12 protein-coding genes are annotated in these 15,784 nt (G+C 72.1%); 6 read left to right on the forward strand and 6 right to left on the reverse strand.

The window, feature by feature from the left end:
• Positions 1-42 precede the first annotated feature (42 nt).
• Entirely contained in the window at positions 43-2,766 is a 2,724-nt protein-coding gene (locus tag ACQP17_RS15535; RefSeq protein ID WP_433856850.1) for a penicillin acylase family protein, read from the reverse strand.
• Between the two features lie 183 nt (positions 2,767-2,949).
• Here ACQP17_RS15535 and ACQP17_RS15540 point away from each other — a divergent pair, with 183 nt between their 5' ends.
• The 5 genes from ACQP17_RS15540 to mscL all read left to right on the forward strand — a co-directional run bounded on the left by ACQP17_RS15540 (position 2,950) and on the right by mscL (position 8,834).
• Positions 2,950-4,467 carry a potassium/proton antiporter gene (locus ACQP17_RS15540; protein ID WP_433859913.1) on the forward strand — a complete coding sequence of 506 codons (1,518 nt, stop codon included), beginning with the start codon at positions 2,950-2,952 and terminating at the stop codon, positions 4,465-4,467.
• A gap of 308 nt (positions 4,468-4,775) precedes the next feature.
• A complete protein-coding gene (locus ACQP17_RS15545) occupies positions 4,776-6,077 on the forward strand; it encodes an MFS transporter (protein ID WP_433856851.1) in 1,302 nt (433 codons plus the stop codon).
• 114 nt (positions 6,078-6,191) lie between these two features.
• The gene (locus ACQP17_RS15550; protein ID WP_433856852.1) at positions 6,192-6,542 is read left to right on the forward strand and encodes an FmdB family zinc ribbon protein; all 351 of its coding nucleotides are present in this window, start codon (positions 6,192-6,194) and stop codon (positions 6,540-6,542) included.
• Between the two features lie 158 nt (positions 6,543-6,700).
• Entirely contained in the window at positions 6,701-7,534 is an 834-nt protein-coding gene (locus tag ACQP17_RS15555; RefSeq protein ID WP_433856853.1) for an S-methyl-5'-thioadenosine phosphorylase, read from the forward strand.
• A gap of 802 nt (positions 7,535-8,336) precedes the next feature.
• A complete protein-coding gene (mscL, locus tag ACQP17_RS15560) occupies positions 8,337-8,834 on the forward strand; it encodes a large conductance mechanosensitive channel protein MscL (RefSeq protein WP_433856854.1) in 498 nt (165 codons plus the stop codon).
• A 41-nt stretch (positions 8,835-8,875) separates the two neighbouring features.
• On the opposite strand, the gene ACQP17_RS15565 is transcribed toward mscL, so the two are convergent.
• The 4 genes from ACQP17_RS15565 to ACQP17_RS15580 form a co-directional block, all read right to left on the reverse strand.
• Positions 8,876-9,124, reverse strand: coding sequence for a hypothetical protein (locus tag ACQP17_RS15565; protein WP_433856855.1), 249 nt, complete (start codon positions 9,122-9,124; stop codon positions 8,876-8,878).
• 72 nt (positions 9,125-9,196) lie between these two features.
• Positions 9,197-9,766: a MepB family protein gene (locus ACQP17_RS15570; protein WP_433856856.1), complete on the reverse strand. Its 570-nt coding sequence runs from the start codon at positions 9,764-9,766 to the stop codon at positions 9,197-9,199.
• A gap of 427 nt (positions 9,767-10,193) precedes the next feature.
• Complete coding sequence (locus ACQP17_RS15575; RefSeq protein WP_433856857.1) at positions 10,194-10,919, reverse strand: MFS transporter; 726 nt, start codon at positions 10,917-10,919, stop codon at positions 10,194-10,196.
• 648 nt (positions 10,920-11,567) lie between these two features.
• Positions 11,568-12,101 (reverse strand): AMP-binding protein, encoded by a 534-nt coding sequence (locus tag ACQP17_RS15580; RefSeq protein ID WP_433856858.1) that lies wholly within the window; start codon positions 12,099-12,101, stop codon positions 11,568-11,570.
• 369 nt (positions 12,102-12,470) lie between these two features.
• Here ACQP17_RS15580 and ACQP17_RS15585 point away from each other — a divergent pair, with 369 nt between their 5' ends.
• Positions 12,471-14,021: an MFS transporter gene (locus ACQP17_RS15585; protein ID WP_433856859.1), complete on the forward strand. Its 1,551-nt coding sequence runs from the start codon at positions 12,471-12,473 to the stop codon at positions 14,019-14,021.
• 41 nt (positions 14,022-14,062) lie between these two features.
• On the opposite strand, the gene ACQP17_RS15590 is transcribed toward ACQP17_RS15585, so the two are convergent.
• Positions 14,063-15,604, reverse strand: a complete 1,542-nt coding sequence (locus tag ACQP17_RS15590) for an MBL fold metallo-hydrolase (RefSeq protein WP_433856860.1) — start codon at positions 15,602-15,604, stop codon at positions 14,063-14,065.
• Between the last annotated feature and the right edge of the window lie 180 nt (positions 15,605-15,784).

A 15,784-nucleotide genomic window follows, 5' to 3' on the forward strand; every position in this document is an offset into this window, starting at 1 on the left:
CCCTGCGGTGCGGCGGCGATCCGGGGCCCCTACGGACGGCCCCTACGGCGACAGCGTCAGCGTGTCCTTGCCGGCCTTCTTGACGGCGTCCTCGCTGTAGGCCCAGGGCAGCAGTTCGCCCTTGGCCCACTTGTCGGTCTGGTCGTAGTAGTGGGCGTCGTAGGCGTGCCCGGAGGCACCGGTCAGGTTGATCCAGCGGGACTTGTCGAGGTCGGCGAGGTTGACCACCATCCGCATCGACGGGACCCAGGTGACCTTGTAGCCGCCGGCGGCGTTCCAGCCGGTGGCGTCGACCGCGGCCTCACCGCCGCCGACGTTCCAGGGGCCGCGGTTGAACAGGCCCTGCAGGGCGCCGGGTCCGTCGGTGCCCAGGGTCTGGTTCTTCAGGTACATCTGGTGGAGCCGTCCCCAGCTCCAGTTGTCGATGTTCTTGCCCAGCTTGGAGGTCAGCTCGTAGCGCGCGTCGGCCATGGCGTGGGCCAGGAGCTGGTCGCGGTTCTTGTCGCCGGGGCGGCCGGGCCGGTCCTCGGTCTTCCACCAGGCGTTGTTGGGGTCGTCCAGGATGCCGCGGACGACCTCGTACCAGCGGTCGCCGCCGTCGGGCTGGGCGGTGTCGCCGGCCCGCTCGCCGCATTCGCGGACGTACTTGTCGTTCTCGTCGGCGGGTCCGGTCTCGTCGGCCGGGCGGACGGTCAGGCACTGTCCCTCGGGGCGCAGCTCCTTGGGCATCTTGTTGCCGAAGGCGAGCTTGAGGGTGTTGCGCCAGACGGCGTTGAAGTAGGCGGCCGCGGCGGAGTCGGGCTCCTGGGTGAAGTCCCAGCCGTCCAGCAGCTGCTGGGCGTCGCGGACGTACTTGTCCTTGATGTCGATCTTCGTCAGATAGGGCGTCAGCAGCCGGGCGATCTCGCTGCTGTTGTCCTTCTGGAAGGCCTGCATGTCGTCGGTGGAGACCTTGCCGCCGTCCTTGATCTTCGACTGGATCAGGTCGTTGATCCGCTGGCTGCGGGAGCCGTATCCCCAGTCCTTGGTGAGGAGGTAGGGGTACTTCTCGTCGGTGACGGCCTGGTTGGCGGTGACGATGTAGCCGCGCTTGGGGTTGTACTCGTACGGCAGCGACTTCTGCGGGATGTAGCCGGTCCAGCGGTACCGCGGGTCCCAGCCGGGCGCCGGGTAGGTGCCGTCGAAGCTGCCGTCGCCCTTGCCGCGGACGGGGATCTGGCCCGGGGCCTGGTAGCCGATGTTGCCCTTGGTGTCGGCGTAGATCAGGTTCTGGGACGGCACCTCGAAGTGCTCGGCGGCCTTGCGGAAGCCGGTCCAGTCCTTGGCGCGGTTCATCTCGAAGACGGCGTCCATGGACTTGCCGGGGTTCAGCGCGGTCCAGCGCAGGGAGACGGCGTAGCCGTCGCCGCGGTCCGGTGCGGCGTTGCCGACCGGGGCGTCCTTGCCGACGCCCGCGAGTTCACCGTCGCGGTCGGAGACGATCGGTCCGTTGTTGGTGGAGCGCACGGTGATCTCGCGGCTCTCCCCGCCGGCGACCTTGATGGTCTCCTTGCGGGTCACGAAGGGCCGCTGCCGGTTGTCGTAGAGGTAGCCGCCGGAGCTGACCTTCTCCAGGTACAGGTCGGTGACGTCCGCGCCGAGGTTGGTCATGCCCCAGGAGATGTCCTGGTTGTGGCCGATGACGACGCCCGGCATGCCGGAGAAGGTGAACCCGGAGACGTCGTAGTTGCACTTGGGACTCGTGGTGCGGCAGTGCAGGCCCATCTGATACCAGAGCGAGGGCATCTGCGGTGCCAGGTGCGGGTCGTTGGCGAGCAGCGGTTTGCCGGTGGTGGTGTGGTCGCCGGAGACCACCCAGGAGTTGGAGCCGATGCCGTTGCCGTTGGGGCCGAGCAGCGCGGGGACCTTGTCGAGCGTCTTGGACAGCGAGGACAGCTGCGACTGGAAGCCGGCCGCGGCCCCGGCGGCGCCCGCGGGGGCGGAGTTCGCCGCGGCGCCGGGCTTGAACTGCTTGGTGGCGGGGTCGACCGCGCCGCCCTCGACGATCGGCTTGTTCCGCTTGTACGGGTAGGCCGGGTAGAGCCGGTCGATCTGCGCCGGGGTGAAGCGGCTGGTCATCAGGGACCGGTCGATCTCTTCCTGCATGTTGCCGCGCAGGTCCCAGGCCATCGCCTTGAGCCAGGCCACCGAGTCGACCGGGGTCCACTTCTCGGGCTTGTAGTCGTTCTGGAAGTCCAGCGCCGCGTACTCCAGGGACAGGGCGGAGCCCTCGTGGTCCTTGAGGTAGGAGTTGACGCCAGCCGAATAGGCCTGGAGGTACTTCTTGGTGCTCGGCGACAGCTTGGTGTCGTACTCCTTCTGCGCCACGCGGTGCCAGCCCAGCGTGCGCAGGAAGGAGTCGGTCTTGACCTGGCTCTTGCCGAACATCTCCGAGAGGCGGCCGGACGTCATGTGGCGCCGGACGTCCATCTCCCAGAAGCGGTCCTGCGCCTGGACATATCCCTGGGCGCGGAAGAGGTCTTCGTCGGTGTCCGCGTAGATCTGCGGGATCCCGTTGGCGTCCCGGGTGACATCCACCGGGTTGGTCAGGCCCGGGACTTTGAGCGAACCGGTGGTCTGCGGGAACGAGGCACGGACGGTACTGACGCCCCAGAACGCGCCGAAGCCGATGCCCGCCACGAGCAGCAGCACGACCGTGATCGCGACGAGGCGGCCGCGCCGCCCCTTCTTTTTCCTGGGGACTGGGCCGGACTTGTTGGCGGGCATCTCTGTCCTTCGAGGGGCAGGGTGGGAGTGCTGGAGCAACCATAGGCGCACGGGTTCGGCGACCCCTACGCGGAGTCACCGCCAGCACATCCAACCTTCAAGTAATGGTAAATTGTTAGCCTCAGTAACTAGATACGGTAAGGAAAACCGTTCCCGGTAACCCGTGCGAGGAAGGATCAGCTCCTGTCTGTCGATCACCTCAACGAACTCCTGCTGATCTGCTCACTCGTACTGCTCATCGCGGTCGCCGCGGTACGGGTCTCCTCGCGCAGCGGGCTGCCCAGCCTGCTCATCTACCTGGGGATCGGCGTGGCCATAGGCCAGGACGGCCCCGGCGGCGTCGTCTTCGACAACGCCCAGCTGACCCAACTCCTCGGCTATGCCGCCCTCGTCGTGATCCTCGCCGAGGGCGGCCTGGGCACCAAGTGGAAGGAGATCCGGCCGGCACTGCCCCGGGCGGCGTCCCTGTCGACGGTCGGCGTCGCGCTGAGCGTGGGGATCACCGCGGCCGGCGCGCACTACCTCGCCGGACTCGACTGGCGCCAGGCGCTGCTGATCGGCGCCGTGGTCTCCTCCACCGACGCCGCCGCCGTCTTCTCCGTGCTGCGCAGCGTGCCGCTGCCGGCCCGGCTGACCGGCATCCTGGAGGCCGAATCCGGCTTCAACGACGCCCCCGTGGTGATCCTCGTCGTCGCCTTCTCCACCGCGGGGCCGGTCGAGCACTGGTACCTCCTGCTCGGCACGATCGCCCTGGAGCTGGCGATCGGCGCCGCCATCGGCCTGGCCATCGGCTGGCTCGGCGCCTACGCGATGCGGCACGTGGCGCTGCCCGCGTCCGGTCTGTACCCCATCGCCGTCATGGCCATCGCGGTCTCCGCCTACGCGGTCGGCGCGCTGGCGCACGGCTCCGGTTTCCTCGCCGTCTATCTGGCCGCGGTGATACTCGGCAACGCCAAGCTGCCGCACTCCCCCGCCACCCGCGGCTTCGCCGAAGGCCTCGGCTGGATCGGCCAGATCGGCATGTTCGTCCTGCTCGGTCTGCTGGTGACCCCGCACAACCTGCTCGACGACATCGTGCCCGCGCTGCTGATCGGCATGATCCTGACGCTCGTGGCCCGGCCGGTGTCGGTGTTCGCGGCGCTGCTGCCGTGGCGGATGCCGTGGCGGGAGAAGACCCTGCTGTCCTGGGCCGGGCTGCGCGGCGCGGTCCCCATCGTGCTGGCCACCATCCCGATGGTGACCGATGTGCCGGGCAGCGAACGGGTCTTCAACATCGTCTTCGTGCTGGTCGTCATCTACACCTTCGTCCAGGGGCCGACGCTGCCCTGGCTCGCCCGGCGGCTGCGGCTGGGCGACGGCGAGGAGGCCGCCGACCTGGGGATCGAGTCGGCGCCGCTGGAGCGGCTGCGCGGCCATCTGCTGTCGACCACCATCGGCCCGGCCTCCCGGATGCACGGCGTCGAGGTCGGCGAGCTGCGGATGCCCGCGGGCGCCGCCGTCACCCTCGTCGTCCGGGACGGCACCAGCTTCGTCCCCGCGCCGACGACGGTGCTGCGCCGCGGCGACGAGCTGCTGGTGGTGGCCACCGACCCGGTGCGCGACGCGGCCGAGCGGCGGCTGCAGGCGGTCTCCCAGGGCGGCAAGCTGGCCGGCTGGCTGGGCATCCACGGCGCCCCGGGACGGCGGCCCGGCTCGCACTGACGACCGGGACGGGCCCGGAGTGTGCCGCACATCTCCATGGATTCGGAGGAAATACCCGGGAAGCCCTGTCCTGTCCCAGGGCTTCCCGCGCTGCGGCCTGTAGTATGAAGACGCAATTCGACGAACCAACTCTGCCTGATGCAGAGCTGGCGCGACCGCTCGGCGGCCGCGGTCCTCTGCCCCACGCAGCCACCTCTCCGGTGCGGACCACGCGGTATCACTCGGTCCTGCGCGAGAGGACAGCTCTCGGCGCGTATCCGTGACGACCTCGCGGGCGGCGCGCTACCAGGCGGCAGAAAGGCCCGGCCGTGGCATCCGCGGTCAAGGACTCCCGCTCCGGTTACGGAACACTCCTGCGCACCCCTGGTGCATGGACGTTCCTGCTGCCCGGCTTTCTGGCCCGGCAGCCCTTCGCCATGCTGACGATCGGCATCGTGCTGCTCGTCCAGTCCACCACCGGCTCCTACGGCACCGCGGGCGCGGTGTCCGCGACCACCGGCGTCGCGATGGCGCTGTTCGCCCCGCAGGGCGGCAAGCTCGCCGACCGCTTCGGCCAGCGCGCGGTGCTGCTCCCCGGCGTACTGGTGCATGTCGCCGGCGTCGCCGCGCTGATCACCCTCGCCCTGGCGCACGCCCCGCTGTGGGCGCTGCTCGCGGTGGCCGTCCCCACGGGCGCCTCGACGCCACAGGTCGGCCCGATGGTGCGGGCCCGCTGGGCGGCCCGGCTCGGCGCCGGTCCGCTGATGCCGACGGCCGCCGCCTTCGAGTCGGTGACCGACGAGTTCACCTTCGTGGTCGGCCCGGTGCTGGCGACCGCGCTGTGCACCGGCATCCACCCGGCGGCCGGCCTGGTCGCCGAGGCCGCGCTGACGCTGGCCGGCGGGCTGCTGTTCGCCGCGCAGAAGCGCAGCCAGCCGGCGGTGCACCGGCCCGGCGCGGGCGAGCTGCCGCGCGTCTCGGCACTGTCGGTGCCCGGCGTGCGCGTCCTGATCGTGGCGTTCCTCGGCATCGGCGCCGTCTTCGGCGGGATGCAGGTCTCGCTGACCGCGTTCACCCAGCACATCGGGCAGCCCGGCATCAACGGCGTGCTCTACGGGATCTTCGCGGGCGGCAACATGCTCGCCGGCATCGCCTGCGGCGCGATCACCTGGAAGGTCGGCCCGCGACGCCGGCTGCTGGTCGCCTACGGGCTGCTGGCCCTGGCCACCACCCCGCTGTGGGCGGTGACCGCGGTGCCGCTGCTGGGCGCCGTCGGCCTGGTCGTCGGCCTGTGCATCGCCCCGGCCCTGATCACCGGCTACACCCTCGTGGAGACGCTGGTGCCGGCCGCCGCCCGGACCGAGGCCTTCACCTGGCTGACCGGCGCGGTCGCGCTGGGCCAGGCGGCCGCGGCCACCTCGGCCGGCCAGCTCGCGGACGGCTTCGGACCGAGCACCGGATTCCTGGTGCCGCTGGCCGGTACGGCGCTGGCCTGCACCGTGCTGCTGGCGCTCCGCGCCCACCTGCTGCCCCGCGCCTCCGCGACGGGCGCCGAAGCGGCCGTCGGGCACCTCCCGACCCGGGCTCCCGCCGGCGTCGAGAACCGCGAGCGGGAGCTGGCGCGCGCCTGAGCGGACGTGGAGTCGGTCACCGTTGGGCCGGTCACGGTGGACTGCTGGCCGGGAATACTGCAAAATGGAGCGTCGTTAGCACTCATCGAGTGAGAGTGCCAGGAGGAAGACACAGTGCCGACCTACCAGTACCAGTGCACCGAGTGCGGCGAGGGCCTCGAGGCGGTGCAGAAGTTCAGCGACGACGCGCTCACGGAGTGCCCCAGCTGCAACGGACGCCTCAAGAAGGTGTTCTCCGCCGTCGGCATCGTCTTCAAGGGCTCCGGCTTCTACCGCAACGACAGCCGCGGCTCGTCGTCCAGCAGCAGCCCCGCCAAGAGCTCCACCGGGTCCGGCAGCTCGTCCTCTTCGGACTCCTCGGGCTCGTCGAGTTCCTCGTCCGGCGGCTCCGACACGAAGGCCGCCGCTCCGGCCGCCGCCTCGTCGTCCTCCGGCAGCGGCTCGGGCAGCAGCTCCGCCGCCTGACCCACAGCGTTCCGGGCCCCGCCGTCACCGACGGCGGGGCCCGTTGCTTTAGGGCTTAGGGCTTGCTCTAGGGCTTGTTTTAGGGCTTGTCTTACGACTTGCTTTCGTCCGCGGCACCCTCCTGCCGCACGCCGCCGTGCCCGGATAGTGTGACCGGCATGGCTGACGCGGAGATTGGTGTAATCGGCGGCTCGGGGTTCTACTCGTTCCTCGACGACGTGTCCGAGGTCGCGGTGGACACCCCCTACGGGGCGCCCAGCGACTCGGTCTTCCTGGGGAAGATCGCCGGCCGCCAGGTCGCGTTCCTGCCCCGGCACGGCCGCGGCCACCACCTCCCGCCGCACCGCATCAACTACCGCGCCAACATGTGGGCGCTGCGCTCGCTCGGCGTGCGCCAGGTCCTCGGCCCGTGCGCGGTCGGCGGGCTGCGCCCCGAGCACGGCCCGGGCACGCTGCTGGTGCCCGACCAGCTCGTGGACCGCACCAAGGCCCGCACCCAGACCTACTTCGACGGGGAGCCCCTGCCCGACGGCAGCATCCCCAATGTCGTCCATCTGACCTTCGCCGACCCGTACTGCCCCGCCGGGCGCAAGGCCGCCCTCGCGGCGGCCCGCGGCCGGGACTGGGAGCCGGTGGACGGCGGCACCCTCGTCGTCATCGAGGGCCCCCGCTTCTCGACCCGCGCCGAGTCGCGCTGGCACGCGGCGCAGGGCTGGTCGGTGGTGGGCATGACCGGGCACCCCGAGGCCGTGCTGGCCCGCGAACTGAGCTTGTGCTACACGTCGTTGACGCTGGTCACCGACCTGGACGCGGGTACCGAGACCGGCCATGGCGTCTCCCACGAGGAGGTGTTCCGGGTTTTCGCGCAGAACGTCGACCGGCTGCGCGCGGTCCTCTTCGACGCGGTCGCCGCCCTCCCCGACACCGCCGCCCGCACCTGCCTGTGCACCGACGCCCACGCGGGCTGGGACCTGGGTATCGAGCTGCCGTGATCCCGCGCGGCCTCACCCTTCGGGGTGGCCGAGTTGTCCACAGGGGCGGGGTCGTACACAGCCCGGAGCGGGCCGGCGCGGACTCCGGCACGGTGGTGAGCGCTGGTTCTCCGAACCCCTCACCACAGGCGGTGCCCAGATGCCCCGTACCCCGTCCGCTTCCCCTCCCCTGACCGACTCCCGATGCCACACGCCTCCACCGGCCGATCCGGGGCGCTCTTCGCCTTTCCCGTCCGGCCCCGGGCTCCTCTCGCGTCAGGCGGCCGACCCGGGACGCCCCTCTCCTCTCCCCGCCGACCCTGGCCCGCTCTCTCCTCCCCTTCCCGCTCCCCCGCCGTGTGAGGTGCCGCACTTCCCGCCGGTGCGGGCCGGCGGCGGGCGGGCCCGGCTGGGCCGGACGGCGCGGCGGCGCGTGCTGGCCGCCGGCCTGGCGACGGCCGCGGCAGCACTGGCCTGCGGCGCTTCGTACGGCGCCGTACGATCCGCTCCCGCTGACGACTGTCCCGCGGCGACGGCCACGGACGGGCGATGATCATGCTCCAAGATCGAGTGGCCTCGCCCTCCGGCTCACGTGACACTTCTGCGAGTGGTCGGGCAGCCGCCGCGCGCCCCCGGCGCCCCGGTGAGGCGGTCTCCGCCCTCCAGGACGACCGGAGCGGTGCCCTCCGCCGGACCCGCGCCGACGCGGCCGCCGGTCGCCGGACCGCGGGGCAGGACTGGACACCTCCGCCCCGCCCTGACGTAAGTTGCGGTGCTGAGTGTTGGTGCACCGTATGTAGTGAGCAAGGAATGAGGCTGTCTGGTGAGCGAGAGCAAGGGCGTCCTGCAGGGATTCAAGGAATTCCTGATGCGCGGCAACGTCATCGAACTCGCGGTCGCGGTCGTCGTCGGTGCGGCCTTCACGAACATCGTCAACGCGGTCGTGAAGGGGATCATCAACCCCCTCGTGGGAGCGCTCGGCTCGCAGAACCTCGATCATTACCAGTCCTGCCTGACCGCGACCTGCGCCAAGGATCCCAAGACCGGCGCCTTCAGCGACGGCATCTACATCCTGTGGGGCTCCGTACTCAGCGCCGCCCTGACGTTCCTGATCACCGCCGCGGTCGTCTACTTCCTCATGATCCTTCCGATCAACAAGTGGAAGGAACGCCAGCTGCTCAGGAAGCCGGTGGAGGGCGCCCCGTTGGGCCCCACCGAGATCGAGCTGCTGACGGAGATCCGCGACGCGCTGGTCGCGCAGCGCACCGGCGGGACGTCGATGCCCTCGGGCACCATCGGTATCCAGAAGACGCACGAGTAGCAGGCGCAGAACGGCCGGCCGATGCCGCCCCGTCGCCTCGCTCAGAGGTGGTGGGGCGGCTTTTCGTCGAGGAAGCGGGCGAGGTCGGCAGCGCCGTCCCCGCCTCCGGGGCGCTCGCCCCAGCCCCGGTCGGTGTCGTCCGAGGACTGCTGGTTCAGCGGATCGTCGAAGATCAGCCGCGTCGCGGGCTTACGGGCCGGGCGCGCGGCCGGTGCGGACGCGGCGGCTTCTTCGCCGCCGGAGGCGTCCTGCGGCTGGTCGGCCGGCTGAGGGTCAGGGGTGCTGCTCACCCCTCCAGGGTACGGCCGGTCCGGGAGCGGCCCCCGACCGGCGCGAGCCGCCCGCGCTACCGGGGCCGGCGCTCACGGGTGATACAGCTCCCGCGCCCGGGCCTCATCGACGCCACCGTCCTCGGGAATCGGCAGAAAGAACGCCACCTGCCACGCCTGCGTGCTCCGGGCCTGACGGCTGGTCGTCTCCACCCACGGCGGATAAAGGCGAAAGGCACGCTTTCCGCCGGAGCCGTCCCGGGAAACGATGCCCCGTGCGCAGAGCACCTCCCGCGGAAAGACGAAGTGTCCGTACCACTCGCCGTCACGGGTGCTGATCACGAACAGATCGACCGGGTCCGTGGAATCGAAGGGCTGAATCGGCCCGCCGGGCCGCCGCTTCCACACCGTGACGAACTGTCCGACCTTCGTCGGCGTGGTCTTGCCCACCCGGAACCTGACGGACCGGCCGTCGAGAGTGAATTCATGCGCCGCATACTCGGCGCTCTCGGCCTCGGGCACCGGCCGCGAGCACACGAATCCGCACGGGTCATATACCGAGGCCTTCGCCGCCAGCAGTTCACCGTGCAGCGATTCCCCGTCCGGCCACGGCGCGGAAGGTGCGGGGTCGTGATCCGACGGTTCACCGGAATATGTCGCCATTCCGGCATCCTGTCATCGCCGCCCGCCGCCCCGGTCGTCGGGATACCGGTGGCGGGACAGGAAGGGGGGCGGAATCGGTCCGGTTGGGTGGTCGGGGCCGGTGCCGGGCGGGGTGGGGTGTGCCGGGCCGGCGGTGCGGGGGTGCCGGGCGGGGTGGGGCGGGCAGGGCCGACGGTGCCGGGGTGCCGCTCGGGTCAGTGGCCCTTGTCGTGGGTGGAGGTGGGATGCGGACGGTCGCCGTCATGGGGCCGGGTCGGCGGGCCCTGTGTGGCGTGCCGGCGTTTGTGGGGCCGGGTCCGGTCGGAGCCGGGAAGCGAATGGCGGGACGGTGCGTCGTCGTGACGAGCCATGGGGCAGCGGCCTTTCCGGTCGGGGAATGCGTGGGATACGGGCGGAGCCGAGGAGTTCGCCAGGGCGCCGGGGAGAGCTATTCGTCCTGCCGGGCAGCGGGGGCGAACGGCTTCCCGCCGATCACTCGGCCCCGCCGTACACGAGGGAAGAATTTTCCGAACGGGAGATAGAGGAGCGTGAACACCACGGACGCCATGTGCAGCAGTGAGAGCAGCCGATAGCCGCCGCCGTGCAGAAAGAGCGCCGAGAACGTCAGCAGAAGTCCGGTGGCGGAGACCACGAGGAGAGCGAGCAACGCAACGAAGTCATAGGTGACTCGCCCTACCGGCACGGCCGAACGCTCCCGCCGGCGCCGCCACAGGAAGTAGCCGGCCCCCGCGATCACGAACAGGGCGGCGAGGTCGAGCCCGCGAAAGACAATCCAGCCGAGGACGTCGGAGGAGTCGAAAGCGATGACCCTGAAACCCCAGATACGCATGTCATATCCGGGCCCCGGCGCGGTAGTCGCGGCGAAGGTCAACCAACCCCAGACGAGCGGGACGGTGATGAGCACGGCCAGAAGGCAACCCCAGAGGAGGAGTTGGCGAGCGACCCGGTGGGCGGGTGAGTGGGCGCCGAGGGGGCGTGGGAGACAGTGGGCGGCCGGCGGGCCGCTGCGACGGGTGGTGCAGCGGTAGGCGATGCCGAAGGCGAGGAAGACGGTGGCCACGGCGTAAGGGAGCAGTGCGGAGTCGAAGTCCCGCAGCATGCGACTGCCGAGAACGATGGCGGCGCTCAGCAGGAGTGCGGCGATCGAGCCCATCAGCGACGCGCGGAGCGCCGGTGGCCTGGACCGGGGCGGCTCCGGTATGTGCCCGGGATCCGCTCCCGGGGCTGCTGGGGCGTCTGATGGCTGCGGCACGAAGACCACGCTAGGGGGCTATGGGGCAATGGTCCTGTTTTGTGGCCTCAGCGGGTGAGCGCCTCCGGCAGGCGGGCGACATTCCGGGCGTCTCCTCGGGGTGCCGGATCTAAGGGCCAGAGCCAGATACCGGGCCCGGGACCAGATGCGGGCCAGGGCCAGAGCCAGGTGCCCGACTGGGACCAGATCCAGGCCAGGGCCAGTGGTGTGGCGGTGCCAGGGCCGAAGGCCGGTGGCAGTGCTTGGACCTGGGCCGAAGGACAGTGGCAGTGGCAGGGCCGAGGGCGGAGTGAGGTGGGGCGGGGTGGGCGGGGGGGGAGGGGGCCCCGGGGGGGGGAAGGCCACGAGCCTGGGTCATAGGTGAGGGAGGCTCGGGGTCCCCTCCCCCGAGCCTCCCTCACCGCCCCCAGCTACGGTCGCCAGGCCCGTCCCCACGGCCCCAGCCCCCGCAGCCCTTCCCCCGGGCGCCTCCGGCCGAGTCCCCACCCGGCCCCCAGTCCCCCGAGCCCCCCGGCCCGAAGCTCCCCCACCCGCCCCTGCACCAACCCCCTAGCGCACTGCGGCCGGCATGCCGAGGGCTTCGTGCCACCACAGGTCGCGGGCCGGCTTCCAGGAGACCGGGCGGGAGCAGCGGTTCACCACCAGCACCTTCCGGTCCCGTGAACCGCCGGAGGCCGTGCCCCGTGCGAGCGCGTGGTCCAGCAGCGCCTTCACCGGGCGTACGGACCCGTCCCAGAACGCTGCGTCGGCCGTGATCAGCACCCGGGCGGAGGACTCCTGGGTCCTCGCGGCCAGTTCGGGCACCGTCAGCGAGACCGGCAGCGTGGTGCGTATCGCGTCCAGCCGCCCACAGGCGAGCGTGGCGATCACGGATTCGGGGACCAGCGGCAGATGCACCGCGACCCGGTCTCCGGCCCGTACCCCGAGGCGGGCGAGCGCGGCCGCGGCCCGGTCGGCCTGTTCCAGGAGCATGCCGTGCGTCAGCTCCTCACGGCGTCCGGGCTCTCCGTTCCAGGTGAGGGCGATCCGGGACGCCTGCGGCTCTTGCCTTTCCCTGGCGTCATCTGCATGCTCTGAAGTCACACGGCGCAACATGCGGACCAGCCTCTAGACCGTCGATCAACGATCGCTGAACGTCCGTTGTACGGGGCCCGCGCCGGCCCCTTCCCGCACCCGCTCGGCAGCACAGTGCGCCGGGCTTCGCGGCTTCTCTCCGCCGGCTCCACGGCGGCGCCTCGCCACGGACCTTCCTCCGGCACTTGGCCGCGGGCTCGGCCGGCGTCTCGCCGCAGACTCCGACGGTGCGTCGTTCCGGAACGCTCCGGTCGTGTGTGCGGTGCGTCCCGGCATCCCTGCCCCTCTCCGGTGCACTCCATCCCCTCTCACCTCATTTCTTTTTCTTCCTTCCGGTTCCCTCCCGCAGAGGCGGGAGGGCAGATGAGAGGCGGCAAGATGCCCGTCACACCCGCGCCCGAAAAGGGCCCCCACCTGGACCGGCCCGCCCGTTGGGCGCTGGCCGCCCTCGCCGTCGGTGCCTGCTGTGTCCAGCTGGATGCCTTCGCGTTGAATCCGGCGCTGCCCGCCGTCCGCGACGAGCTGCACGGGTCCGCTTCCGCCACCTCCTGGATCGTCAGCGGCTATCTGCTCGCCGCCGGTTCCCTGATGCCGGTGGCCGGGCGCCTCGGGGATCTCTACGGGCGGCGCCGGATGCTGACGTTCGGGGCGGCGCTCTTCGGCGTCGCCGCCGTGCTGTGTGCGCTCGCGCCGTCGCTGCCGCTGCTGGTGGCGGCGCGGGTGGTGCAGGGTGCGGGTGGTGCGCTGCTGATGCCGGCCGGGCTCGCGCTGCTGACCCACGCCTGTCCCCCGGAGCACGGGCGCCGTGCGACGGGCCGGGCACTGGGGTTGGCCGGACTGGCCACCGTGTGCGGTCCGTTCGTCGGCGGTGTGCTGGCCCGGTCCGCCTCCTGGCGGGCCGTCTTCTGGCTGACCGTGCCGCTCGCCCTGGCCGCCGCGCTGTGTGCGAGCCGGGCGGCGGAGTCCCGTGAGCCGGGGGCCCGGCGGCCCTTCGACACCATGGGTGCGGCTGCCGCCACGGGTGCGCTGGTCTGCCTCGTGCGCTGGCTGGAGCATCCCGCGGCCTGGGGCTGGGCGTGGGGTGTGGCGGCGCTGAGCGCACTGTTCGTGCGGGCCGAGCGGATCTCCGCCGCGCCGCTGGTGGACCTCGCGCTGTTCCGTAACCGCCCGTATGTGGTGCTGACCGCCGGTGGGGCGCTCGCCAACTCCGCGACCGTGGCGCTGTTGTACGTGGTGCCGTGGGTGCTCCAGCGGGGCGAGGGGTGGTCGGTGCGGGACGCGGGGGCGGCGGTTCTCGCGCCCGCCGCCGCGCTGGCGGTCGGCGGCCCGGCGGCGGGCCGGGTGCGCGCCACGGCCGCCGTGCCGGTGATGGCCGGGTGTCTGATCGCAGCGGCGGCCGCGCTGGGTTGGGCCGCGTACGGTACGGGCGCGACCACCCTGCTGGTGGCGTCGACGGGGGCCGCGGTGGCGCTGGGGGTGGCCGGCGGGCTGGCGCTCACCGGCACCCAGGCGGTCGTCCGCCGCGAGCGGGCGGGCGAGGCGTCCGGGGTGACGAAGGCGGCGCTGACCGCCACGGCGGGGGTCTGGCTCGCGGTCACCGACGCCGGGGCGGGTGGCACCACCGGGGGCGGCGCGGGGAGCGTCGCCGCTACCGGGCCGGACGCGGCCGCGGGTTCACGCCTCACCCTGGCGCTCCCCGCAGCTGCCTGCCTGGGCTTGGCCGCCGTTCTCGTCCTGATGCTGCTGCTCCGCCGACTGCCCCTCCCCGTACGCGGGCGGTTCGGTCGGAGCGGCGGGAACATCTACCGGGCGGGCCCCACGTACCGGCCGGAACAGGGCGCCAACGGACGGAGCCCCCACCCGTCGCGCCACACCCGCCCATCGGCCCCCACCGACACCGCCCGCAGCACAAGCCGCACCAACCGCTGAGTCCCCACCCGGCCCACGTCCCCCGAGCGCCGCCCCCAGGCTCACCCCGCCCCCGTCGTCGCCCCCGCCCCCGTCGCCACCGCGTCATAGCCCCCCACCACGTCGCACACGTCCCCGAAGCCGTGTGCCTCCAGGAGGGCCGCCGCGATCACCGAGCGGTTGCCGCTGCGGCAGTACAGGACCACCGGGCGGTCCGGGTCCAGTTCGGTGATGTGGTGGCGGAGGCCGGCCAGCGGGATGTTGCGGGCTCCGGGGAGGGCGCCCGCCTCGTACTCGGCCGGATTGCGAACGTCGATCAGCTGGACCCCGTCCGTACGCACGTCAGGCATGGCGGGTCGGTCAGCGGGCTCCCCGCCGCCCGGAGCCACACCCCCCGGAGTCACACCCTCCGGAGCCTCACCCGAAGTCCCGCCGTCCGTCGTGCCGTCCACCGGGAGCCCCGCGCTGCAGGAGCCCCGCTCCCCCGCCAAGTCCTCGTGGCGGATGCGGTGGCTGCGGCGGGTGAGTGCGGGGTGGCGCTCCAATACGGCGGCGGGGTCGGGCAGATGGCCGAGGACGTGGTCGTAGCCGATGCGGGCGAGGCGGAGGCGGGCCTCCTGCTCCGCGCCGGGGTCGGCGAGCAGCACGATCGGGGTGCCCGGGGCGACCACGCTGCCGCTGTACTCCGCGAACCGCGTGTCCAGGCCGGTGTGGAACGAACCGGCCAGGTGCGCGCGGGTGTAGGCGGCCAGCGGGCGGCAGTCGAGGAGGGCGGCGCCCTGCCGGTCGCGGGCCGTGAGGGCCTCGTCCAGGGTGAGGGCGGGCGGCGGGCCGGGCTCCAGGAGGGGGTGGCCGTCGCGGTTGAGGGCCGCGTCGTGCGCGAAGTAGCCGGGGGTGGCGGGCTGCCCGGCGGTGACCAGCCGGATGAAGTCGGCCTCCGGCATGGGCTGCAGGGCGTAGTTGAGGCGCCGCTGGTCGCCGATGGTGGAGCTGGTCTCGCTGGACAGGCTGCGGCCGCACGCGGAGCCCGCGCCGTGTGCGGGAAAGACCCGGGTCGCGTCCGGGAGGGTCAGCAGTTTGGTGTGCAGGGAGTGGTGCAGCCGGGCGGCCATGTCCTGCGGGGTGTGTCCGGCGGCGGACAGCAGGTCGGGGCGGCCGACATCGCCGACGAAGAGGGTGTCGCCGGTCAGCACGCCGAACGGCACCTCGTCGTCGGGGTGTTCGTGGAGGACCAGGCAGATGGATTCCAGGGTGTGGCCGGGGGTGGCGAGGACGGTGAGGGTGACGCCCTCGCCGTCGTCCCCGCCGAGCGGGAGGCGCTCGCCGTCGTGCAGCCGCCGTATGGGGAAGCCGGTTTCGGCGGCCGCGCCGAAGCAGACGGTGGCGCCGGTGGCGCGGGCGAGTTCGAGGTGTCCGGAGAGGAAGTCGGCGTGGATGTGGGTCTCGATGACGAGTTCGATGCGCAGGCCGGCGGCTTCCGCGTCCCGCACGTATTCGTCGGTGTCGCGGCGTGGGTCGACGAGCACGGCGCGTCCGGTGTTCTCGTCGCCGATCAGATACGACGCCTGGGACAGACAGTCGAGGTAGTACTGCGCGAAGTGCACGGTCGGCCTCCAGAGGTGTGCGGGTCCGTCCGGTGGCCGGGACCCGTCCGGGCAGGTGCGTTGTGCGGATGCACGGATGTACGTACATTAGGTATCCCGAGGGCGGGCGACAAGCCGGGGGCGCCTTCCCGGTGCGGGATATGACCGTGTATCAGCCGCTCGGGCCCCGTCCGCCCCTGC

The sequence above is a fragment of the Streptomyces kronopolitis genome (genome assembly GCF_050953795.1).
In the GTDB taxonomy this organism is placed as follows: domain Bacteria; phylum Actinomycetota; class Actinomycetes; order Streptomycetales; family Streptomycetaceae; genus Streptomyces; species Streptomyces kronopolitis_A.